General features: G+C 64.5%; 14 protein-coding genes. 1 reads left to right on the top strand and 13 read right to left on the bottom strand.

The window, feature by feature from the left end; genetic code table 11:
- Positions 1 to 335 precede the first annotated feature (335 nt).
- The 9 genes from PC39_RS09015 to PC39_RS08975 form a co-directional block, all read right to left on the bottom strand.
- A complete protein-coding gene (locus PC39_RS09015) occupies positions 336 to 803 on the bottom strand; it encodes a hypothetical protein (protein ID WP_353253050.1) in 468 nt (155 codons plus the stop codon).
- A gap of 17 nt (positions 804 to 820) precedes the next feature.
- Positions 821 to 7249, bottom strand: coding sequence for an RHS repeat-associated core domain-containing protein (locus PC39_RS09010; protein WP_353253049.1), 6429 nt, complete (start codon positions 7247 to 7249; stop codon positions 821 to 823).
- Between the two features lie 212 nt (positions 7250 to 7461).
- Positions 7462 to 7926: a cupin domain-containing protein gene (locus PC39_RS09005; protein ID WP_353253048.1), complete on the bottom strand. Its 465-nt coding sequence runs from the start codon at positions 7924 to 7926 to the stop codon at positions 7462 to 7464.
- Positions 7927 to 8007: 81 nt separating this feature from the next.
- A complete protein-coding gene (locus PC39_RS09000) occupies positions 8008 to 8454 on the bottom strand; it encodes a hypothetical protein (RefSeq protein WP_353253047.1) in 447 nt (148 codons plus the stop codon).
- Positions 8455 to 8666: 212 nt separating this feature from the next.
- On the bottom strand, positions 8667 to 10472 hold the full coding sequence (locus PC39_RS08995) for a thrombospondin type 3 repeat-containing protein (protein WP_353253046.1): 1806 nt from the start codon (positions 10470 to 10472) through the stop codon (positions 8667 to 8669).
- Between the two features lie 37 nt (positions 10473 to 10509).
- Positions 10510 to 11559 (bottom strand): OmpA family protein, encoded by a 1050-nt coding sequence (locus PC39_RS08990; protein WP_353253045.1) that lies wholly within the window; start codon positions 11557 to 11559, stop codon positions 10510 to 10512.
- 142 nt (positions 11560 to 11701) lie between these two features.
- On the bottom strand, positions 11702 to 12181 hold the full coding sequence (locus PC39_RS08985; RefSeq protein WP_353253044.1) for a methylated-DNA--[protein]-cysteine S-methyltransferase: 480 nt from the start codon (positions 12179 to 12181) through the stop codon (positions 11702 to 11704).
- 9 nt (positions 12182 to 12190) lie between these two features.
- Positions 12191 to 13630, bottom strand: a complete 1440-nt coding sequence (locus PC39_RS08980; protein WP_353253043.1) for an AlkA N-terminal domain-containing protein — start codon at positions 13628 to 13630, stop codon at positions 12191 to 12193.
- A 586-nt stretch (positions 13631 to 14216) separates the two neighbouring features.
- Entirely contained in the window at positions 14217 to 15269 is a 1053-nt protein-coding gene (locus PC39_RS08975) for an NADP-dependent oxidoreductase (RefSeq protein WP_353253042.1), read from the bottom strand.
- A gap of 266 nt (positions 15270 to 15535) precedes the next feature.
- Here PC39_RS08975 and PC39_RS08970 point away from each other — a divergent pair, with 266 nt between their 5' ends.
- The gene (locus PC39_RS08970) at positions 15536 to 16762 is read left to right on the top strand and encodes an ATP-grasp domain-containing protein (protein ID WP_353253041.1); all 1227 of its coding nucleotides are present in this window, start codon (positions 15536 to 15538) and stop codon (positions 16760 to 16762) included.
- A gap of 118 nt (positions 16763 to 16880) precedes the next feature.
- Here the strand turns inward: PC39_RS08970 and PC39_RS08965 are convergent, their stop codons facing one another.
- The 4 genes from PC39_RS08965 to PC39_RS08950 form a co-directional block, all read right to left on the bottom strand.
- Positions 16881 to 18878, bottom strand: a complete 1998-nt coding sequence (locus tag PC39_RS08965; RefSeq protein ID WP_353253040.1) for a hypothetical protein — start codon at positions 18876 to 18878, stop codon at positions 16881 to 16883.
- Positions 18879 to 18981: 103 nt separating this feature from the next.
- Positions 18982 to 20682, bottom strand: coding sequence for a single-stranded-DNA-specific exonuclease RecJ (recJ, locus tag PC39_RS08960; RefSeq protein ID WP_353253039.1), 1701 nt, complete (start codon positions 20680 to 20682; stop codon positions 18982 to 18984).
- A 146-nt stretch (positions 20683 to 20828) separates the two neighbouring features.
- Positions 20829 to 21956, bottom strand: a complete 1128-nt coding sequence (thrC, locus tag PC39_RS08955; protein WP_353253038.1) for a threonine synthase — start codon at positions 21954 to 21956, stop codon at positions 20829 to 20831.
- Between the two features lie 120 nt (positions 21957 to 22076).
- Positions 22077 to 23390: a homoserine dehydrogenase gene (locus PC39_RS08950; protein WP_353253037.1), complete on the bottom strand. Its 1314-nt coding sequence runs from the start codon at positions 23388 to 23390 to the stop codon at positions 22077 to 22079.
- Positions 23391 to 23400 lie beyond the last annotated feature (10 nt).

Here is a 23400-nt window from a genome sequence, read left to right as displayed (position 1 = left end):
CGTCGCCGGCACCGCCCGCGCCTCCTTCGCCGCCTACAACGACGACGCCCTCATCGAGGGCGTGCTCAGCGTGCAGCGGATTTTCGGTGCCTAGATCAGAACCGGGAGCATAAAATTGCAGGCATCACGACCTGTCCGTGACACGGTGAGCTTACCTCTAGAAAGGCGACATAATTGAAGTCATTGGAGGCCCCGTGTGTCGGGGAAACTCGAAACTCTCACAGCAGGATATCAACCGAAAATCCACTCCTGCAGGGCGACAAAATCAAGGAAGCTTTCTTGAAAAGGTGGCGAAATTAATATTCTACACTCAAATATGCAGCACAATAATCTCATTATTTCCAAGGAAATTTTCTAGAAATATCTATAAATGAAATTATAGAAACAAAAAGATAGCTGAAGAAGAACATGAATGGCCACCATATATCATCATACGTCCAAGGAGAAAAGGCATAGTAGCCGGCAACTCCAAGTACTGGGTAAGCCAAGAACGCATATACCGCCATCCTAGAAAAGAACGGAAAATAAGGCACCCAATCAAAAAAACCGCTTCTGTAAGAAGTTAATAACCCAAGCCCACTAAGGCCGATGGCAATTAGCATTGCCGATAACCACTCAAATCCAGTAAACAGTAACATGCAACCAGCAGCACCCAAAGGCCAGTAATAATTCCTTATGGTTGCGTTAGCTATGTCCTTTGAGGAAATCTCTCGGGGCAAATCCCGCAGCGTAAAGACACTATAAATTAAGATCCCCAGAATAACGACAATAATCTGACCCAAACTGTCGCGTTCAAATTCCATACATTATGAATGCTTGATCAGCAGCTCGGAGGGCATGACTCAGTAGCCGGCTTCCTTAACAAGCGCTGTCCACTTTGTCTCGCGTTTTGTGCGGAGGCACCGACACCAACCGACGTTTGGATAGCTCTCATGGTATTGCGAGCAGCCGGCGAGACAATCCGCGTGCTTGGAAGAGGGGCGCTTAGACCAAATATGACGAAATCAGAAACAGCGGCCTTCCCCGCAATGCTTGCATCAACTAAGGCTGCAAGAGAAAGAGTCGACGCACCCGCACCGAGCGTGATTGAAATGGGCGGTTCGGGCAAGGTCAGCAGACTGCCTGTGCCTAGTACCGCTGCACCACTATGCATCACAGTCTGCCTCCCCTCATAAGAGACCAAAAGCTCATTTATCTCCCGTTCGGCTTGTCTAATACGGGCTTCACTTTGCTGTTGCTGCGCAAGCCCCTGCACATCACGCGCATTCACTCCGAAGAAATCACCGCAACCGCTACTCCTGCATTGGTTGAAAGCAAATCCGAATGCCGATGTTATTGCGCCATTGGCGAATTTGCCGCCACCTAGCTCAGCCGCCGTACCGCCTACAACGGCCACCGTGACTCCGCCGCCCGCCAAACCAACTTTGTCGAAGTAACCCACCGAGTCCAGTCCCACGGTCGCCCCCTTGGCAACCCCAGCACTCAGAAAACCGTCCTTGAATCTTCCGCCCCGAAGCTCGCTCGACACTCCGCCAACAATACCGTGCGTGACGACCTTGCCAACGAAGCCGGTCCCTTCCAGGCCTGACAACAGCCCCTTGCCAAGAAACCCTTGGCCGACCTGCTGAAATGCTCCAGCGGTCAATCCCCCGATTAAGCCCGCCTTCAAGTTTCCGCCACTCGCTATCATCCCGGCCGCGAAACCCTGCCCCATGGCCATCATGAAGCCGGCGAATCCCTGACCGCCCGGCAGCAGCATCACCCCGATGGCGGCCGACTGCCGCGGGTTCTCGATCTGCGCCTTGTAGATGTAGAGCTGGATGTTGAGCGCGGCCTCGACGATATCCATCAGGTCGTCGAACAGATCGTCCAGGAACAATCCCGAGGGGTCGGTATAAGAGAGGGGGTTATTGTTGACGTAGGTATACCGGTTGAAGCCCTGCGTGCTCTTCGGAAACTGGATCACAGGGTCCGCGGACGTGAAGCGCCCCAGAATCGGATCATAGACCCGCCCGTTCATGTGAATCAGGCCCACGTGGTCCAGGTGCTCGTGGTCGGTGAAGCCCCGGTCGGTGATCTGGATCGTGGCGAATAGTAGGCTGTCGCTGCTGTCCGGGTCCCAGGCCAAGCCCCGGCGCTTGCCGAAGGCGTCATAGGCGTAGCGCTCGACGACGTTGCCGGCGTCGTTGGTCATGGCCACGATCGAGCCCAGGTGGTCCCGGTGCAGGTAGTGGGTGTCGTTGGTGGCGTTGCTGCGATAGACCTTGGTGGCCACGGCTTGGCCGTCCACCCGGATGTAGTGCTTGTCCGTGAAGCCGGTGCCTTGCTGGTGGCGCTCGTAGAGGCCGCCCACGTAGTGGATGGTGGTGGTCTCGAGCTGGCCGTCTTCTTCCCGGTCCCGGATGTGCAGGTAACGTGACCGATCGGGGCCGTAGTGGAATTCGGAGTAGGCCTGTCCCTTGGTGATGGTGGCCGGCTTGTTGAAGGAGGTCCAGGTCAGGCTGCGGCTGTTGCCCTGGGTCATGTTGCCGTTGGCGTCGTAGCTGTAGGTGGCGCCGCGATTGCCGGTGACTTGGGTGACTGCGTGCGGCCCGGCGTTGTTCTGGCCATAGGTGTAGCTGCCGACACTGGATTTGCTGGTGATGTTGCCGATGGCGTCGTAGCTCACGTTCAGGTTGGTGTTGCCGTTGAGCGTGGCGCCGGTCAGCCGGTAGAGGTCGTCGTAGGCGAAGGCCTCGGTGAGCCCGCCCTGGTTCTGGTCGACGCGCTCGGCGAGGTTGCCGACCTTGTCCCAGGCGTAGGTCAGGGACTGGACTTCGGTGCCCATGACGTCGCCGGTCATGATGGCGTCGACGTAACCCCGGGCGTTGTCGTAGTTGCGCGCGGTGCTGTGGCCGTTGCCCAGGGTTTCCTGCTCGATGTTGCCGAAGGCGTCGCGGTGGTCGAGCTGCCAGTAGGCCTGGTCGGTGTCGTCGTCGACGATTTCGTCGAGGTAGCCGCTGGCAGTGTAGTGGTGGCGGATGGCGAAGCCGCTGGGATAGGTCAGGGTCGCGAGCCGGCTTTCGCTGTCGTAGGTCCGCGAGACGGTGTAGCTGTGACCGTCGATGACGGTGGTGGTGTCGGTGGGCCGGCCCAGGGTGTCGTAGAGGTGGTCGCGCTGGTAGTTGCCGGGCCCGGTCGCCTGGTCGAGCTTGCCGATCCAGTCGCTGTCGTAGCTCCAGGTGGTCACGCCCTCGGGCTCGGTGCGCTGGGTCTTACGACCCAGCTTGTCGTAGCTGAAGGTCACCGTCTGGTTCTTGGCGTCGGTCTGGGAGACGAGATTGCCGAGAACGTCGTAGTCGTAGCTCCATTGCCCCATGTCGGGGTCGTCCATGGCGATCTTGCGGCCCAGGGTGTCGTAGGTCAGCGTGGTGACGTTGCCGGCGGCATCGGTGACCCGGGTCTTGTTGCCGTAGGGGTCGTATTCGTAGGCGGTGGTGTTGTCGGCGGCGTCCACGACTTGCACGATCCGCCCGGCGGCGTTTTCGTGCTTCTCGCTGACCTTGCCGTTGGGGTCGGTCTGGCGGGTGATCAGGCCGTCGTAATCCACCGTGGTCGAAATGACGCCGCTGCCGCCGCCGTCGTTGACGGGCGACTCCGTCAGCACGATGCGGTCGTGGGCATCGTACTCATAGTTGGTCCAGTAGCGTGTGTGGCCGCGGTAGTGCGGCGCGGTTTCGGCGATCACCCGGTCACGCTGGTCATATTGGTAGGCGACGTCGATCCAGTTGCCGTCGTAGCCGCGCTTGGCTTCCAGGACCTTGCGTTCGAGGCGATCAAAGATCTCCACGCTTTCCGAGCCGTCGGAGCCGGTGGTACGGATGAGAAAGACTCCGTCGGCGGCCGGACAGCCGCTGCCGCAGTCTTCGTAGCTGGTGGCGACGGTGACGCCGTCCGGGGTGGTTTGCTGGGTCTCGCGCCCGAAGGCGTCGTAGCTCCAGGTGGTGGTCTGACCGTTGGGGCCGGTCAGGCTGGTGCGGCCGCCGTGCTTGTCGCTATAGGTGTGGGTCTCGGTGTGGCCGAGGGCATTGGTGATGGTGGTCTTGAATTGCCCGCGGCTGCCCCAGGTGGTGGTGGTTGTGCGGGTGGCGATGTCAGCCCCGCTGACGGCTTCCTCGGTCTGGTTGCCGAAGGGGTCGTAGCTGTAATCGGTGCGCCGGGTCAGGTCCGGGTCGTTGGGCTCGACGATCTCGGCGGTCAGCAGCCCGGTGACGGCGTCGTATTCGTAGGCGGTCTCGCGGGTGACCGAGGCGCCGTCGGGATTCATTTTGGTGACGTTCGAGTGCGTCAGCCGGCCCAGCAGCCATTGGCTGGGGGTGTTGGTGTATTGGTTGGTGGTGGTCGTGGTGTGGGTGTCCACGCCGGGCGTGGCGCCCTGGAACCGTCTTTGCACCACCTGGGTGGCGTTGCCGTAGTCGTCGTAGGTGGTTTCGGTGCGTGTGGTGGTCAGCGGAGTGCTGTTGTTGGTCAGGTCGTAGAAGTGCTCGTCGTTGGTGGCGACGTAGGGGAAGTAGCGTTCGGAATCGCCGCTGCCCAGGGTCTTAGTAGCCAGGGTGTTTTGGGTTTCGGTCAGGGTGGTGGTATTGCCCAGCGAATCCGTCGATTCGGTCACCTTGTGGGTGACCATCCCAGTATACGGGAAATCTTGAGAGAACTCCGTGATCTCCTTGATGCCCGTATTCAGGTTCTCGGCCACGAATACTCGAAAGCCGAGCATTCCGCGCCCTAGCCTATTAACACGGAGATCCTTGTACTTGTAATGGACATTGCTGACCTCACCGGAGCCGTCGTTCCGGGCGGTCTTCGCAACCACGTGATATCCACCGGCGGTGCTGGGTTCAGGATAGCCAGAACTGCCCGTCTCATAATGGCGGCTGTCGAGAAGCGACGTGTACTGGATATCGATAGCAGCGGGGGTGTCACCCGGAGTGATGTTCTTTATGAGATCGGGCTGCTGTTTATATTCAGCGATGCCATTGCTAACCAATATGATGTTGGTCGTTTCTTCGCCCCATTGCACAAAGTCAGTTTCGCCATCATGGTCAAATTGGCCCGAACCACCACCCGCATCGATTGAATGCAGGTTGAAGGGAAACTCATAATCCGGATCGAGTTGCCATTGGCAGGTTTCTGTTGAGCATTGATCTTTTTTATTTATGTAACTCTCGATTATTGGGTCGCCACCAGGCGAGTCGAGCTGCTTTCCGCTCCTGACCAATTCCGGTTTACCATCCGCGTTCAAGTCCTGGAACGAATCATATGGCACTGGAATATTGTAAGCCGGTGTGCTGGTGAAGCCGTCACCGGTATTCAGGTATGTCGCCCGGATACTGGTTAGGCCTGGCGCCACAGAATAGGTGGGCGTGAAAGTTGATGTCGCAGGCCCACAGGGCTCGGGAAGACCATGATTGTAAATGGACGACATTATGGAATCGGGTATGTTCGTCATGCATACCAAGTCCGCCAACCCATCGCCATTCACATCATGAAATTGAGAGACGTCCGCCAGACCGATCCCATACAGCGTATCGTACATTTGCTTCGCCGTCGGAAGGGCGTACTCAGGCGACAACTCCCACCCGGATCCCGTATTAACATAGATTTCCGACTCGACGGAGAAAGCCCCTTCACTTGCCGATCTGTAATCGTAGATCGAAACAATATAGTCCGGCAGACCGTCGCCCGTGATGTCATTAAGACGTGACAGTCCATACAGCGAAGCACCTTCGTAAGGCATATCGTACGCTGGCGCGCGCTGCCACTTACACGAATTGCTAGTGCATGAAGACCCTGAATTCAGGTACGTCTCGGGATCCCCGCCTATGGGTACATATATGAGATCAGGCAGGCCATCACCATTCAGGTCCTGAAGCCCTTCACGAAGAATTAAACCCTCGGAATACTCATGAGGAAGAATATAGCTGTCGTCTTTTTTCCAACCATTGCCAGTGTTTAGATAGACAACAACTTGACCACCATCCGATAATGGCGGATTTATAAAGTCAGAGAGTCCATCTCCATTGATATCCAGCAGGGTTGGGACCGCACTCCTTATGTGTTCGGGCAGCTTGTGAGCGGCGCTCACCTCCCACTCTTGAGAGCCGTCCTCGTTTATCTTGTTTAGATAAGTACGGTGATTATTGACACAAGCTTGCGCGATATCGCTTCTTCCGTCGCCATTGATATCCGCAATAATGCTGCATTGGTGAGCATCGGAAGGTGGAGCCAACTCGCTATATTCGGTGTAACCAAGCTCTTTCTCAGTCCACGAAAATTCCGTCGCCGGCAGGCAGTCGGGATTGGAATTTGTGTAAGCGCATTCCTCTACCGCGGTTAACAGCGAGCGGCCACTGGTAGGGCTAATACTGTAGGACAGGCTGTAAGCACGAACGAGTGTCGACTGGACATAGGTCTTTACCCCTTTCAGACGTAACTCGCCACGCACCTCATCGCTGCCGCCAACCATGTAACGGCTGCCAACATCGGGACGCGATTCATACTCGAAACGCACCGAGTTATAGGGCATCTGGCCCGCTTGGTCGTTGCCGGTGTAATCGATGCGGTCGACGTAGTACTCGTTGCTGTTCGAGTCCTGGGTATAGGACACCTCGAAGTAATTGCCGGCGGTGTCCCCTACCCGGTTGATCGACCACAGAAGCGTGTATGACTGGCCAGGCACTTCGAAGGCGGCGTTATTGCCGTTGCCGTACTCCTTGACCAGGCCGCTCTTGGTCCAGACCTCGAACCAGACGTTTCCCGAGTTCAGGTCGCCACCGTTCTGGCGGACCTTGACGAAGCTCTCGATCTCGGTGCGGTACTCGGTACCCTGCTGCCCATAATTGCCCGAAACGGCTACCAGGCGGGAACCATCGAGGCAGAGACGATCGTTGTCGTCGAAATCCGCGGCGTCGGGGAAACCATCCTGTGCGATGGTGGCCGGGCATCGAGTGATGCTGGACAGGCCGGACAGGCGCCAGCCCACGCCGAGTAGACCGTTGCCGCCCTGACTCGAGTAGGCAAGCTGCAGCTTGGGTTCGATGCCGGCCGTGCCCGGCGGCACGCTTATCGGGATGCTGTAGGTGGCGGCGCCGCCCGGAGAGACATCGAATTGACCGGCCATCGCGCCGGCGGCGGCTCGGGCTGGATCATGAAGAGAAATCGCGAGAGAAACGCCGACAAACAGCGCGACAAAAACGGATCGCCGTACCATCCCTGGTCCCCAATGTTTCGTGCCAACCGGCGCAACGCGTTTTCATCACGCCTGGGCCGAAACTAGGACAGCGAATTTTTTTCTGTCAAATCGCTTTATAGTCAGCCCATGGAGTAGTGTCTGCTTTCTAATGAAAACAATCGGTTGCGATCAAGGGTATGTGAAAAAGGATGTTGTCACTTCTACAGGCTGCGTGCCCCGTCGTTCGATCGTCACTCCGCCGGCACGATGTCCACCACCAGCGCCCGCACCGTGCTGTCGCCGCGGTTCTCCCACCAGTGGATCACGCCCGTCTTCTCGAACGAGACGGCGCCGATGCCGCGCGTGATGGGCTCCTCCGCGTCGTTGCGGTGCTCGACGATCTCGCCTTCCAGGATATAGGCCAGTCCGGGACGCCCCTGGTGGCGATGGACGGCGACCACGCCGCCGGGTTCGATGGTGATCTCGCGGGCGCGCAGGATGCGGCCGTCCGGGGTTTCGAATTCCCCGCCGATGCCGATCCTGCCGAGGTCCCGGACGCCGGCGATGCCGGCATTCTCGGAGGGTCCTTCGGCCTGGAGCTCGGCGGCTCGGTCGCGCTCGGCCTCGGGGACGACGTGCTTGCCGTCCTCGTGGGCGATGCCGGGAACGGCCAGACAGGCCAGGACGAGGCCGGTTAGCGCTGCGGCGATTCGCATGGCGATGTCATCCTCTGTTGGCGATTTCAATCGACAAACCCCGTTACACCCTGCCGCGGCAGACATGGGGACAAGGCGGCCTCAAGGGTTGTCTCCGCCCTGCTCGTCCGGCGCCGCCGGCATCTCGAAATCGGGCGCGACCTTGCGGACCTCGAAGCGGGTGCCGGAACGGTAGCTGCGATAGCGGAAGATATCGTCGGTTAGCTTTTGGACGCGGTAAGCGTCGTACAGGGCCGGCCGCCGGGTATCGGCGGGCATCGCCCGGTCGTCCTCGACGAAATACTGCACCGAGGTGAAATAGATCGGCATGCGGATGCCCCACATGCCGATCTCGCGCGAATCCCGGATCTCGCCGTCCGGCGCTGTGACGCGGAAGTGGATCAGGTAGGTCCCGTCCTCCGCGCGGTGCACCAACCAGCGCTGGACCGTGCCGTCCTCGTGGGTCACCTTGCCATACCACTTGCCCACCAGGCGCTCGCGCGCCCGGGCGGTGTCCTCGTCGCTGTACGCGAAGGCGCTGCGCGGCATGTCCGGGGCCGACGTGCCGAGGCCTCCGGTGAAGGCTATTGCGCCCCAGGGAAGCAGCGCACAGATCGCCAGAAGTGTCGGACGGCGCAAGCCCTTTCCCCGCCGTGATCCTTACCGCCCAATCTTCCCCGGCTCAGGGCGGTTGGATCAAGCGATCGCGGTCCGCGGCCGCCAGGTTTAATCCTTGGCGACCGCGACCGCTGGGGCCCGGATCAGGGCGCGGTCTGGTCGGGCCCCACGCAGGCGGCGTAAACGTCGAGGGACGTCAGAACGCTCACCAGCGCGGAAAAATCGATCCGAACCGCATCGAACGTCACGCCGTCGGCCGTCACCAGGACCAGCTCACGGCTGTCGTCCCCGAACAGGGTCAGCAGATCCAGGGACAAGGAAGAGCTGTCATTGGTGGTCGCCACAATGCTGCCATCGCGCAGCAGGCTGATGTCGATGGCATTCAGCAGGTCGAGGCTCAGGGCATCCGCCGGGTCCGACACGATGAAGCCGACTTCGCGGGTACCGTCATAAACGGTATCCGTGTCGCTCACCGTGATGAAGGCGCTGCCGGTGACGCCCACGGCCGTGTTCATGCTCGCAGCGTTGTCCAGATTGGCATCGATCACGTTGGCGCTGCCGGTCACCGAGCAGAGCAGGCACAGGGATTCCGTACCCGCATTGACCGTGGCCTCCGGCTCGACGATGGCCTGCAGCTCGAACTGGTCGCCCACCCCGCAGGCGCCTTCGACCAGCGTGTCGCAGACGTCGCCCACGCCATCGCCATCCGCATCGGTTTGCTCGGCATTGGGCGTCAGCGGGCAATTGTCGTCGCAGTCGGCGGTGTCGCCACCGGTGCAGGGGTTGTCCCCGGCCGTGCCCGAGCCGTCGCCGTCGTCGAGGATGCCGTCGTTGTCGCTGTCGGGGTCACAGACGTCGCCCGTGCCGTCGCCGTCGGCGTCCGCCTGGTCGGTATTGGGCGTGTTCGGGCAGTTGTCGGCATCGTTCTCGATACCGTCGCCGTCGGTGTCGGTATTGGCATCGCAGGCATCGCCGATGCCGTCGCCGTCGGTATCCGTCTGGTCGGCGTTGGCGACCAGCGGGCAATTGTCGTCGCCGTCGGCCACACCGTCGCCGTCGTCATCGCCGTCGCAGACGTCACCGGTGCCGTCGCCGTCGGTATCGGTCTGGGAGGCATTCGCCGTCAGCGGGCAGTTGTCGCTGCCGTCGGCCACGCCGTCGCCATCATCGTCGTCATCACAGGCGTCACCCGTGCCGTCACCGTCGGTATCCGTCTGGGCGGGGTTGGAGACCGCCGGGCAGTTGTCGACCCGGTCGTCGACGCCGTCGCCGTCGGTATCCTCGTCGTTGTCGCAGGCGTCGCCGATGCCGTCGCCATCGGTATCCGTCTGCGCGGCGTTGGCGACCAGCGGGCAATTGTCGTTGCCGTCGGCCACGCCGTCGCCGTCGTCGTCATCGTCGCAGGCATCGCCGATGTCGTCGCCGTCGGTGTCGGTCTGGCCGGGATTGGCCACGGCCGGGCAATTGTCGTTACCGTCCTGTACGCCGTCACCGTCGGCGTCGCTGTCGGTGTCGCAGGCATCGCCGATACCGTCGCCGTCCGTGTCCGCCTGGTCGGCATTGGCGGTATCCGGGCAGTTATCGGCGGAATTGGCGACATCGTCGCCGTCGCGGTCGTTGTCGCAGGCGTCGCCGATGCCGTCGCCGTCGCCGTCCGCCTGCGCCGGATTGGCGGTCAGCGGACAGTTATCGGCATCGTTCAGATCGCCGTCGCCGTCGATATCGTCATCGCAGGCGTCGCCCACGCCATCGCCGTCGGCGTCCGCCTGGTTGGGATTGGCGTCGTCGGGGCAATTGTCGAAATCGTTATCGATCCCGTCGTCGTCGCGGTCCGCCATGCTGGAGCCGGGACCGCCGTCGTCGTCCGCGCTGTTGCAGCCGGCGATCGTCCCGCCAACCGCGAGCATGACGACCAGACACAGGATTCTCGCGAATCTCAACCTTTCCATGGGTACCTACCTCGGTCCGCCCTGCGGGCGTGGAATGTCAATCGATGACGCGGAACTCGACACGCCGGTTTGCCCGGCGTCCTTCCTCGGTGGCATTGCTGGCCACGGGCTGGGATTCGCCGTAGCCGCGGGCCCGCAGGCGATCGGCGTCGATGCCCTTGGAGACCAGGAAGGCGCGCACGGCTTGGGCCCGCTGCTGCGATAGCCGCTGGTTGTAGGCGGCATTGCCGGTGGCATCGGTGTGGCCGGCGATCTCGGCCCGCAGCGACGGCTCGCTGCGCATGGCGTCCGCTACCCGCTGCAGGGTGCGGCGGGCTTGCGCGGTCAGACGCGCCGAATTCAATTCGAAGGTCACGCCTTCGAGCCTGAGGGTCTGGGCCCCCTTGGCGGCACAGCCGCGGTTGTCCGTGGCCAGACCTTCAAGGGTGTCGGGACAATCGTCGTTCTTGTCCGGCACCCCGTCCCCGTCACTGTCGACAATTTCCACCGGGACGGTGCGCTTAACCACCTTCTCGCGCACGACCTCGCGTTCGACCACGCGCCGGCCTAGGGGCACCTGGAAACCGATCCCCACGCGCCAATCGCTCATGCCGTCGTTGCCGCCGGTCTCGAAGGTGTCGTGGATGTAGCGTGCATCGCCGCGGATGCGAAGTCCGCCGTCGGTCAGCTCGCGGGTCAGGAAGCCGAGCCCCAGATTGGCGTAGGCATCGGTGCCGTCGTCCCGATCCGGCAGGACGTCGTTATGCACGGCGCCGGCACCGGCCAGGACAAAGGGCGAGACCCCGGCATCGCGGAAGAAACGATAGGTCAGGTCCAGGCCGAGGCCGTATTGATAGTAGTCGGTCTGCGGCCCGAGATCGGTCTCCAGGATGTCGGCGAAGAATTGCCCTTCCCAATAGAAACCGCCGGACAGTTGCCGCCCGTAGCCCAGGGCGATGCCCACACCGTCTCCGTCGGTGCTGCGGTCGTCATCGGGGGAGATGTAGAAGGGAAGGACGGTCAGATAATCATCCGGCCCGACATCCGTTCCCGATTGCGCCGCCGCAGTGCCGAGTAGCGACAAGGCGGCCAATCCCCCCGCACACATGTGCCTCCAGCTCCCTGTGCGCATATTTCCCTCATTTATGTACTCGTTTGACTATATATTTGTAAGTTTTTACGCACATTCTGTCAATGAGAGAGTATGGATCTGACAACGGTACTCTCTGACAAGGATAGTACCGTTGCGATCATGGGGATCGATATTCTTCCTCCATTTTCAACAATCTGCGCTTGACTTCGATGCCGCCGCCGAAGCCCGTTAGGGAGCCGTCCGCGCCGATCACGCGGTGGCACGGGATCACGATCGGCAAGGGGTTGCGGCCGTTGGCCATGCCCACCGCGCGCGATGCCCGGGGGTTGCCGACCCGGCGGGCCAGCTCGCCGTAGGTCACCGTGCGGCCGTAGGGCACTTTCCTCAGTTCCGCCAGCACCCGGCCCTGGAAGGGTGTCGTGACCGGCGCCAGCGGCAGATCGAAGGCCGTGAGACGGCCGTCGAAATAGGCCTGGAGCTGTTCGCGGACATCGTCGAACGCGTTGTCGTCCCGCTCCCAGCCGGGCCCGGGTTCCGGTGCCAGCCGGCCCTCGGGAAAGCCGATGCGGCGCAGGCCGCGGGCGTCGCGCGCCAGGAGCAGCCGGCCGACGGGACTGTCGAAGTGGGTGTAGCGCATGATGCTCTCCTATCGTGCCATCGATTCCGCGTGGCGCCGCCAGAGACAGATGGCGGCATACGCCCGCCAGGGCCGCCACGCCTCGGCCCGGCGGCGCAGCTTCGCCGGGGTCATGTCGCGCCCTTCCCCGGCGCCCCGCAACAGGCCGAGGTCGGCGGCCGGGAAGGCGTCCGGGTCCAGTCCCGAGCGCAGGCAGACGTATTGGGCGATCCAGTCGCCGATACCGGGGATCGCCAGCAGTCGGGCGGCCAGGTCCGGAGCTTCGAAATCCAGCTCGCCGCACGCCGTACGGGCTGACAGTTCACGGATGGCGGCGGCGCGGGTGCCGATCACGCCCTGCGTCTCCAGGGGCGCCTCGGCCAGCGTCGCGGGCGCCGGGAAGGTGCGCGTCGGGCCTGCCGCCGTCCCGTCGCCCAGCGAACCGCCGTAGTGCGCCACCAGCCGCGCGGCCAGCGTTCGCGCCGCGGCAACCGATATCTGCTGACCCAGGATCGCGCGCACCGCCACCTCGAACGGGTCCCAGGCGCCGGGCACGCGCAGGCCCGGTTGGCGCTCGATCACGGGACCCAGCAGCGGGTCGTCCCCCAGGGCCGCCGCCACCGCCAGCGGATCGGCATCCAGGTCGAACATGCGCCGTACGCCCCGCACCAGCCGCAGCAGATGTCCCATGTCCGACAGATGGGCCTCCAGTTCCAGGGCATGGCCGTCCGGCGCCGGCCGGACCGCGAACCACCCCGATCCGTCGCCGACGCGGACGCTCCGGCGGTAGGTCGTCTCACCGACCGATTCCACCTCCGGAATCGCCCGGTGGCGATAGAAATCCAGGAGTGCCGGCCAATCCAGCGGCGGCCGATAATCCAGCCGCAGCCGGATGCCCTCGTCGGCGGCCGCGCGGTACCGCCGCAGCGCCCGCGGCGACCGGCCCCAGGTCGATTTGATCAGGCTGTTGAAGCGACGCACGCTGCCGAAGCCGGCGGCGAAGGCGATGTCGGTCACGCTCAGGGCGCTCTGGTCCAGCAGGTGCTTGGCGAACAGCAGCCGGCGGGTGTGGGCCACGCGCTGGGGCGTGGCGCCGATGTGACACGCGAACAGGCGCCGCAGATGGCGGTCGGTGACGCCCACGGCCGCGGCCAGGGCCGCACTGTCGGCATCGTCGAGGAAACCGCGCTCGATCAACGCCAGGGCCTGCGTCACGAGCGGCGGCGAACCGTCGGACGCACGCACGCCGGGGGCGAGCTCGGGCAGGCAACGCAGGCACGGCCGGTAGCCGGCCGCCGAGGCGGCGGCCGCCGTGCCGTAGAAGCGGACATTGGCCGCATTCGGCGGCTGCACCGGACAGGTGGGACGGCAGAACACGCCGGTGGTGCGCACGGCCACGAAGAAACGGCCGTCGAACCGGGCGTCCCGGGACCGGCGCGCGCGCTCGCAACTTGCGTCCGTGAGTTCCATGGACGGCATCATGCCTCGCCGGCGGCGGGTTGTCTCGCCGGATCCGGACATCATCGTCCGGTCGGCGCCGTGCCAAACCAAGGCATTTTTTTTATCCGCAGATGGACGCCGATTGACGCAGATTGTGCGGGACTGTTCTTTAATCTGCGTCCATCTGTGTCATCTGTGGATCGCTTCTTCCGGGAACCGCCCGCCCAGGTCCGCTCCAATCCGGCAGTTCGGTCGCCGGGGCGCTGCGCGATCGCGCCGTGCCGAGCCAAGGCGCTTGTTTTTATCCACAGATGACACCGATTAACGCAGATTGGGCGGGACTGTCTTTTAATCTGCGTCCATCGGCGTCATCTGCGGATTCTTTCTTCCGGGAATCGCCCGCCCAAGTCCGCTTCCAATCCGGCAATTCGGTTACCGGGGCGCTTCGCGGTCGGCGCCGAGTCAAACCAAGGCGTTTGTTTTTATCCACAGATTAACGCCGATTGACGCAGATTGGCCGAGACTATTCTTTAATCTGCGTCCATCTGTGTCATCTGTGGATTGTTTCTTCCGGGAAACGCCCCGGCAAACGGCCAGTCGGATTGCAAAGCCCCTCTCAGGGCTCGTCGGCGATCCGCACCATGAGCTTGCCCAGATTGCGCCCGTCGTAGAGCCGGTTGACCGCCTCGGGCGCGTTCTCGAGGCCGTCCACCACCTCGTCCCGGTAATGCAGCCGATCCTGCTTGATCCACTGGATCAGGTCGGCCTCCATCCGGCCCCGCAGGTCGGGATAGTGGTCCAGCACGATGAAACCGGCCATGGAGGCGCGCTTGAACAGCAGATGGGCGTAATTGGCCGGCCCCTGGATGCCCTGCTCGGCCGTGGTGTACTGGGATATGGCCCCGCAGATCACCACCCGTGCCCCCATCGCGGTATGCGCCAGCGCCGTGTCGAGGGTATCGCCGCCGACATTGTCGAAATAGACGTCGATCCCGTCCGGCGCGTGCTCGGCCAAGGCCGTGTCCATATCCTCGGCCTTGTAGTCGATCATGGCATCGAAGCGGTATTCGTCGCGCGCCAGCCGGCATTTCTCCTCCGAGCCGGCCGTGCCCACGACGCGGCAGCCCTTGATGCGGGCGATCTGGCCGGCGACACAGCCGGTGGCGCCGGCCGCCCCGGACACCAGCACGGTGTCACCCTGTCGCGGTTGCCCCACATGCAGCATGCCGTAATAGGCCGCCAGGCCCGTGGTGCCGAGCACGCTGAGGCCCGTGGTCAGCGGCAGGCCGGCCGCGCGCACGCCGTCCAGCTTCCAGGTGTCGACCACGCCGCGACCGTTGTGGTTGACGCCGTTGGAGACGGCATAGTCCTGCCACCCGTCCATGCCCTGGACGAGGTCACCCGGTCGGAAGTCCGGATGCCGGGATTCCACCACCTCGCTCACCGTGAAGCCGCGCATGACCTCGCCGGTACGCACCGGCGCCACATAGGTCTCGGTGGGCGCCGCCCAGAGCCGGTTGGCGGGATCCAGCGACAGATAGATGTTGCGCACCAGGAACTCGCCCTCATCGGGCGATGGCACGGCGGTTTCCCGAACCTCGAAGTCCTCGGGCGAGAACGCGCCCCGGGGGTTGCGCTTCAACACGATCTGCCGGTTCTTATCGTTCATGCCTGGTCCTCTCTCGCGGCGCGGCCGCACCTCGACCGCCTCTCGCAAGCTAGTCCGCGTGTCGAGCGGGGGGCACTACCCATGCGTGTGGCGATTTCGGGTACGCGAGGTGGCGGCATCACGGGACTCCGGGCACCCCTATGTTATGGTCAATGGGTATTCGTCAACGCAAGTAACCGCGGCGTTCCCGCGAACGCCGCCCGGCACAGCGGCGGCATACAGCACCGCCGACCGCTTCCTGCCGGCAGCTAACGTAGGAGAATCGCATGACCGAGAAAAACCCGGACAAAGGCTACGTGGCCCTTCTGGGTTGGAGCCTGGGCGCGATCGAGGCCGCCGACCGCTTCGATCGCCGCTATGTCGTGGTCGCCCCGGATTGGGCCGAGGACTACGCCAAGGAACACGGCATTCCCTACATCCCCTGGAACTTCGAACGGCTCAACGACAAGTCCATGGAGATCGCCGAGCGACTTCGGGACGAAGGCGTGGACGTCGCGATCCCGCTGTTCGAGGAGACCGTCGAATGGGCCGGCGCCATCAACGCCGTGCTCATGGACAGTCCTCGCCTTCACGGCCAGGCCCTGCTGTTCCGCGACAAGGCGCTGATGAAGCGCCGCGCCCAGCTCGGCGGTCTGCGCGTGGGCATCTTCGAGGAAGCGCACGAGAAGGACGATGTGGTGCGCTTCCTGCGCCGGGTCAACCAGACCCTGCTCAAGCTGGACGGCGATCCCAACGATCCCATCCATCTCAAGTATTTCGACAAGGCCGGCTGCCTGGGCCACCGTGTGATCCGCACCCCCGAGGAAGTGGACTCGATCCCGGACAGCGAGTATCCGCTGCTGATGGAGAGCCATCTCGACGGTTGGGAGTTCGCGGTCGAGGCCTGGATCCACAACGGCAAGATCCGGTTCCTGAACATCTCGGAGTACGTGACCCTGGGCTACTCGGTGTTCGTGCCGGCGACGCCGGAGCTCGAAAGCTGGCGTGACGCCATCACCCGGGAGATCGAGAAACTGGTCAAGACCTTCGACATCCAGTTCGGCCAGATCCATCCGGAGTTCTTCGTCACCTCCGACGGCACCATGTACTTCGGCGAGGTGGCCTATCGCCCGCCGGGCTTCAAGGCCTTCGAGCTGATGGAGCGGGCCTACGGCTTCAGTCCCTATCAGGCCACGATCCTGGTCTCCGACCCGCATACCACGGAGGAGGAGGTCGAGGCCTTCTTCCCGACGCCGGTCAAGGACGCCAAGGGCTACGCCGGCTGCTTCGGCGTCTATCCGCGCCGGCGCGTGGTGAGCCGTCTGGAGATTCCGAAGGAGACCGAGGAGCACCCGTATTACGAGTTCCACGAGCTCGCCCAGCCGATGGAAGAGACCGTGACCAAGCGCAGTGCCTTCGGCACCCATTGGGGTCTGGTGTTCTTCTTCGGCGACGACCCGCACAAGCTGCGGGACTTGTTGAAGCACCAGGAGGAACTGGACTTCTACGTCTGAGGACGGTCCCGGCCCATGCCCTCGTCGGGAGTGACATCTCCCGCGGGGGCGTGGGCGCTCCCCGTGGCGCGCCCTCGTGACCCGCCAGGCTAGCGCCCTGCGGCGGGCGGCGGCTTGGCTACGCCTTCGGCGCCCAGGCCATCTTGGCCGCCCAGGACGCCGCGATCGCATCCCGTACCGAGGCCACCGTATCGGCCGGCACGGCGTCGGGGTCGCCCAACTCGATGTCCTTGTAGTGGAACACGTATAGCCGCGAGGCGAATTGCTCGAAGGGCAGCGAGGATTCGCCCTCGAACTCGCCGTGGTCGTGGGTCGAGGTGATCACGCCCTGCCCCCAGTTCTGGCCCTTGTCGCGGTTGGGGTTGAAGAAATACACCCGCCAGACGCCGTCGGCGTCACGCGCGACACGCTGGATCGCAATCGCGTGCCATCCCACGAAGTTGCCGTCATGGTCGGTCACGGCCACGCCGCAGGGCTGGACGTAGACGAGCTGACGCCCGCCGTTGTACTCGGGGTGATAGGCGGCGTGGAACAACCGGATGAACTCGTCGCACTCGCGGATCCCGCCGGTGACCTCGTCCAGCACCTCGTCGAAACCGCGATAGACCCACCAGCCGTGGAATTCCGGGTTCACCCAGCGGTGACCGTCGCCGGTGCGGCCGATGGTGCGGCGGCTCATCTCCATGTAGATCCGGTCGAGGTGCGGGGTCAGCACCAGCGAGACCGGATCGAGCTCGGTGTGGAGGGTCTGGGCCAAGCCGAAGCTCAACTCGCCGGAATGAATGGCGTCACCCTCGAAGTGCATCACGAGTTCGTCGTCGCGGGCCCCGCGCGCGATCAACTCCAGCAGGTAACCCACATCGTTCTGGGCCCACATGCTGATCGCCCGGGCCGCCTGGCAGGTCGGGTTATGCCCCTGGTCGACACCGCGCGGCTGTCCCAGGACGGACAGGGTCCCCGCCAGCAGCAAGACCTTGCCCGGAGGCGGATCGGGCCATTCGCTGGCCTCCTGCAACTGGCGCTCGACCTCGGGATGGATGGGCAGGACCATGAGACGGCGCAGTCCCGGGGCCACCGGCGGGAAGAACAGCGTGCCACGCTCCAGCATCCGTGACAGACCGTAGATGCAACGCGCGGTCTCGGGGCGGATCGCGAAACGGATGATCTCCGCTATCAGGCCCCGGTTCTCCTCCAGGCTGACCTGGCCCACCCGGTCCAGCGCGAGGGCATCCGGCAACAGTTCCGGCGCCTGGTCGACCAGATAGCGCAGTAATACAGCATGCTGCGGCGATACCAGGCCGGTGCCGGCCATGGCTTCCCCGAAGATCCGTGCCTCTTCGTCCAGATCCTCGGGCTCGAGCGCGGCGATGGCATCGCGGTATTCGTCCAGGGAACGGGCCGCGGCGCAGGCCGACGGACCATGGAGCGCGCCGATCAGGCGACGGGCCTCGATCGCGGCCTCGTCGTCCACCTCGACCCGCTCCAGGGCCTCGCTCGCGGCGTGCAGCAGGCGTTCCACGCGCTGGATCATGATCGGGCGCTGCAGCAGGACGCGCTCGACCTCGCCCACCATCGCGCCGAGGATACCGTCGGCGCCCAACTCGGCGAGCAGGAACCGGAACAGGCGACTCAGCCGCTCGCCCATCAGGCCGGCCTGCTCGCGCGCCGCTTCCGTGGCCGGCGGGAACAACAGATCCAGGTTCTGGGCCAGGACCGCTTCCAGGAACCGCCGGGCCTCGTCGCGGCCGAAGCCCTCCGGACCCTCGGCCTCGCCGGCCGCGATCGCCAGGGTCCGCAGCTCGCTGAGGCACTCCAGCGCCGGATTCAGGCCGCCGCCGAGCAATGTCCCCCGCACGAAGCCGGGTTGCAGGGTTTCGGGCCGATCCCAGTCGCTGCCGAGAAACAGGCCGGCCGGCCCGAAGCGCGGCGCGAACGCATACAGGGCGGCTATGCCGGCATCGCTGTCGAGCAGCTTGAGTCCGAGCGCGAGCACGCGGGACTGGTGCACCGCCTTGCCGAAGGTGCGGGCGGACTCGAGGTTCCGGAGATGACGCTCGAAGTCCTCGATCAGGCGCTGCTCCGGCGTGTCCGGGCTTGGAGCCACGGAAGCGCTCACGGGCGCACCCCCCTACCCTCGAATTCCTGCAATGGCCTGTTTCCGCGAAGAATTTCGGGCATCTTTCGTGATTCAGAGAGCTTCGGACGACCCGCCGACGATATCACACCCCCGCGGGCACGATGTGCTCGATCACCAGTTGCACGCTGTCGATGCCCTGGTAGCGGTTGACGTCGAGCCGATAGACCGCCCGCACCCGGTCGGGTGCCTCGCGATCATGGTTGAAGGCGATCGCGTCCACGGCGCGGCCGCCGTCGGTCCCCAGGCGCAGCTTGAGGTGCCGCTCGCCGACGATGCGCTGATCCAGCACCGCGAACACACCGTCGAACACCGGTTCCGGGAAACCGGCCCCCCAGGGGCCGCCCTCGCGCAGGGCGTACGCGATCTCCAGGCCGAGCTCGGCGTCGGACAGCTCGCCGTCGCTGACGACCACGCCCTGCAGCATGTCCTCACTCACCCAGCGGCCGACTTCCTCGGCGAAGGCCGCGCGGAACGCTTCGAAACGGTCCGCGGGCAGGGTCAGGCCCGCCGCCATGGCGTGGCCGCCGAACCGGTCGATCAGGTCCGGATGACGGGTCGCCAGGTTCTCCAGCACATCCCGGATGTGCACGCCCGGAATCGAGCGCGCCGACCCCTTGAGGCCGCCCGCGCCCGCGTCGGCGAAAGCCACCGCCGGTCGATGGTAGCGCTCGCGGACGCGCCCCGCGACCAGGCCGACGATGCCCTCGTGCCAGTCCGGCCGGTGCAGGCAGAGACCCGCCGGGAGGCCGCCTTCGCCCGGATCGAGGCCGTCCAGGGCCGCGAAGGCCGCATCCTGCATCCGCGCCTGGCGCTCGCGTCGCTCGGCATTGAGACCCTCGAGCGTGAGGGCCGCCTCGCGCGCCGTTTCGGTATCCGGTGCCAGCAGGCAGTCCACCCCCAGGGCCATGTTCTCCAGGCGGCCCGCGGCATTCAGGCGCGGTGCCAGACCGAAGCCGATGTCGGCGGCCGTGAGACGGCCGGGATCCCGGCCCGCGGCGTTGGCAAGCGCGAGCAGTCCCGGCCGGGTGCGGCCGGCGCGGATGCGCTTGAGGCCCTGGGCGACCAGGATGCGGTTGGTGCGATCCAGGGGCACGACATCCGCCACCGTGCCCAGGGCCACGAGATCCAGGTAATCCGCCAGCCCCGGCTCGTCGCGCCCGGCGAACCAGCCGGCGTCGCGCAGCCGCGCCCGCAGCGCCAGCATCACGTAAAACAGCACGCCGACCCCGGCCAGCGCCTTGCACGGGAACCCGCAGTCCACCCGATTGGGATTGACGATGGCGTCCGCGTCCGGCAACTCCGCGGGCGGCAGGTGATGGTCCGTGATCAGCACCCGGCTGCCCGCCGCGCGCGCCGCGGCCACCCCGGCGACGCTGGCGATGCCGTTGTCCACGGTCACGATCAGGTCCGGCTCGTATGCGCGCGCGGCCTCCACGATGGCCGGGCTCAGGCCGTAGCCGTGCCGGGCCCGGTCCGGCACCAGGTAATCCACGCGCGTCGCGCCGAAGGCGCGCAGCGCATCCACCGCGAGCGCCGTCGCGGTGGCGCCGTCGGCGTCGAAGTCGCCCACCACGAGGATGCGCCGATCTTGCGTCAGCGCTTCCTGAAGTAGTGCCGCAGCGGCCTCGATATCGGACAGGGATTGGTAACCCGGCAACCGGTCCAGGCCCAGAACCAGTTCCTCGGCGTCACGTATACCCCGGGCGGCATAGACACGCCGCAGCACGGGCGGCAGGTCGTCCGGCAGCGACACCTCCGGCACCGGCCGACGCTCGATCTTCATTCGATCGCGAACCACAGAGACACAGAGAACGAGCCAATATGGCCGGTAGACGGGTATCGGCGATGCCTCATCGCTTCAGCGCCACCCCCGACCATGTCTTCCTTTTTACCTCCGTGTGCTCTGTGTCTCTGTGGTTAGTCTTCTTCTTAGAGCGCGTCGCGGATGATGGCCTCCACCGAGGCCCGGTCGGCCGGCACGGTCTCGATCTTCTCGCCCTGGCTGATGGCGATGTCCGGGTCCTTGAGGCCGTGCCCGGTGAGGGTGCAGACCACGGTGCTGCCGTCGGCGATGCGGCCCTGCTCGATGTCGCGCAGGGCGCCGGCCAGCGAGGCCGCCGAGGCCGGCTCGCAGAACACGCCCTCGCGGGCCGCCAGACGCTTCTGGGCCGCCAGGATCTCGTCGTCGCCGAGTTCGTCGAACCAACCGCCGGATTCGCGGTTGACGGCCCAGGCCGGGTCCCAGCTCTGGGGATGGCCGATGCGGATGGCGGTCGCCACGGTATCCGGGTCGTCGACCATCGCGCCGCGCAGGAACGGCGCGGCGCCGCTGGCCTGGTACCCCACCATCACCGGCCGTTCCTCCTTGCCGCCGCCGGCGTAGGCACAGCGGCCGCCACAGTAGGTGCAGGCCTCGGTGACGTGGGCGTGATCGGCGGCCGCGGCCTCGCTGTAACCGATCCAGTGGGCGGTGATGTTGCCGGCGTTGCCCACCGGCAGACAGTGATAGTCCGGCACCCGGCCCAGGTCCTCCAGGATTTCGAAGGCGGCGGTCTTCTGACCCTGCAGGCGGTAGGGATTGATGGAATTGACGATGGTCACCGGCGCGGTCTCCGCGACCTCGCGCACCAGCCGCATGCCGTCGTCGAAGTTGCCGGCGATCTGGACGATGCGGGCGCCGTGGACCATCGCCTGTGCCAGCTTGCCCATGGCGATCTTGCCGTCGGGAATGAGCACGAAGGCGGTAATGCCGGCGCGCGCGGCGTAGGCCGCGGCCGAGGCCGAGGTATTGCCCGTCGAGGCGCAGATGATGGCCTTGGCGCCCTCGGACACCGCCTGGGTCACGGCCATGGTCATGCCGCGGTCCTTGAAGGAGCCGGACGGGTTCAGCCCTTCGTACTTGACGTACAACTCGCCCCCGAAGCCGACGTCGCGCGGGATGTTGTGGAGGCGTATCAACGGGGTCGCCCCCTCGCCCAGGCTGATCAGACGGGCGTCGTCGGCCACCGGCAGGCGGTCCCGGTAACGCTCGATCAAACCCGTGTAACGCTGACTCATGATTTCATTTCCAAGCCAACCACAGAGACACAGAGAACACGGGGCAAAAAAGAATATTCAATATCAATTAGATATTTACTCTTTTCTCTGTGATCTCTGTGCCTCTGTGGTTAATGTTTTTCAGTCCTCGAACTGGGCGACGCGCATGTGCACCACGCCCTCGCGGGTGTAGGGCAGCGCCCGGATCTGGTCCAGGCCTTCGATCAGACGGCCCTCGCGCACGGGCTTGGTGACGATGATGATGAAGGCGTCGTCGCCGCCCTCCTCCGGGTCCTTCTGCAGGATCGCCTCGATGCTGACGTCCAGCTCGGCGAGCAGGCCCGTGATCTCGGCCATCACGCCCGGCTCGTCCGCCACCTGGATGCGGAAGTAATGCCCGCAATAGAAGTCCTCGGCGCCCATGATCGGCTCGTTGCTGATCTGATCGGGCTGGAACGCCAGGTGCGGCACGCGGCCGGCGGGATCGACGCTCATGATGCGCACGGTGTCGATCAGGTCGGCTACCACGGCCGAGGCCGTGGGACCGGCGCCGGCGCCGGCGCCGTAATACACGGTCGGGCCGACGGCGTCGCCGTAGACCATCACCGCGTTCTTCTCGCCCTCGACGCTCGCCAGCAGCGCCTTCTCGGACACCAGCGTGGGATGCACCCGCATCTCGACGCCGCCGTCCTGGCGCCGGGCGATGCCCAGGTGCTTGATGCGGTAGCCCATCTCCTCGCAATAGGCGATGTCCTCCACCGCCAGGTCGCGGATTCCCTGGGTGTAGATTTGGTCGTAGGACAGCGGGATGCCGAAGGCGATGCTACCCAGGATCGCCAGCTTGTGGGCGGCGTCCACGCCCTCGACGTCGAACGTCGGGTCGGCCTCGGCGTAACCCAGCTCCTGGGCCTCGGCCAGGGCCTCGTCGAATTCCTTGCCCTCGAACATCATCTGGCTGAGGATGAAGTTGCTGGTGCCGTTGATGATGCCCGCCAGCCATTCGATCCGGTTCGCCGCCAGGCCCTCGCGGATAGCCTTGATGATGGGGATACCGCCGGCCACGGCGGCCTCGAACGTGACCACCACGCCGCGGTTGTCGGCGGCGGCGAAGATCTCGTTGCCGTACAGGGCGATCAGGTGCTTGTTGGCGGTGACCACGTGCTTGCCGTGCTCGATCGCCGCCATCACCAGCCGGTAGGCCTCGTCGGTGCCGCCGATCAGCTCCAGCACCACGTCCACTTCCGGGTCGGCGACCACCGCGGCGGGATCGTCGCTGATCCGGATACCCTCGACATCGCAGGCACGCGGCTTGGACAGATCGCGCACCGCGGCGTGGGTCACGCGTACGGTGCGACCCGCGCGGCGCGTGATCTCGCGCGCGTTCTCGGCCAGCAGGTTGACCGTGCCGGCACCCACCGTGCCCAGTCCCAACAGCCCGACATTGACCGGTTTCAAAAGCCTCTCC

Source organism: Salinisphaera sp. PC39, assembly GCF_040361335.1.
GTDB lineage: Bacteria > Pseudomonadota > Gammaproteobacteria > Nevskiales > Salinisphaeraceae > APNM01.
This window is presented reverse-complemented; position numbering and strand designations above follow the sequence as displayed.

What these genes read in the sequence shown, in the direction of transcription:
- PC39_RS09015 (WP_353253050.1), bottom strand. Translation starts at nt 803, where the DNA reads ATGGAATTTGAACGCGACAGTTTGGGTCAGATTATTGTCGTTATTCTG.
- PC39_RS09010 (WP_353253049.1), bottom strand. Translation starts at nt 7,249, where the DNA reads ATGGTACGGCGATCCGTTTTTGTCGCGCTGTTTGTCGGCGTTTCTCTC.
- PC39_RS09005 (WP_353253048.1), bottom strand. Translation starts at nt 7,926, where the DNA reads ATGCGAATCGCCGCAGCGCTAACCGGCCTCGTCCTGGCCTGTCTGGCC.
- PC39_RS09000 (WP_353253047.1), bottom strand. Translation starts at nt 8,454, where the DNA reads ATGCCGCGCAGCGCCTTCGCGTACAGCGACGAGGACACCGCCCGGGCG.
- PC39_RS08995 (WP_353253046.1), bottom strand. Translation starts at nt 10,472, where the DNA reads ATGGAAAGGTTGAGATTCGCGAGAATCCTGTGTCTGGTCGTCATGCTC.
- PC39_RS08990 (WP_353253045.1), bottom strand. Translation starts at nt 11,559, where the DNA reads ATGTGTGCGGGGGGATTGGCCGCCTTGTCGCTACTCGGCACTGCGGCG.
- PC39_RS08985 (WP_353253044.1), bottom strand. Translation starts at nt 12,181, where the DNA reads ATGCGCTACACCCACTTCGACAGTCCCGTCGGCCGGCTGCTCCTGGCG.
- PC39_RS08980 (WP_353253043.1), bottom strand. Translation starts at nt 13,630, where the DNA reads ATGGAACTCACGGACGCAAGTTGCGAGCGCGCGCGCCGGTCCCGGGAC.
- PC39_RS08975 (WP_353253042.1), bottom strand. Translation starts at nt 15,269, where the DNA reads ATGAACGATAAGAACCGGCAGATCGTGTTGAAGCGCAACCCCCGGGGC.
- PC39_RS08970 (WP_353253041.1), top strand. Translation starts at nt 15,536, where the DNA reads ATGACCGAGAAAAACCCGGACAAAGGCTACGTGGCCCTTCTGGGTTGG.
- recJ (WP_353253039.1), bottom strand. Translation starts at nt 20,682, where the DNA reads ATGAAGATCGAGCGTCGGCCGGTGCCGGAGGTGTCGCTGCCGGACGAC.
- thrC (WP_353253038.1), bottom strand. Translation starts at nt 21,956, where the DNA reads ATGAGTCAGCGTTACACGGGTTTGATCGAGCGTTACCGGGACCGCCTG.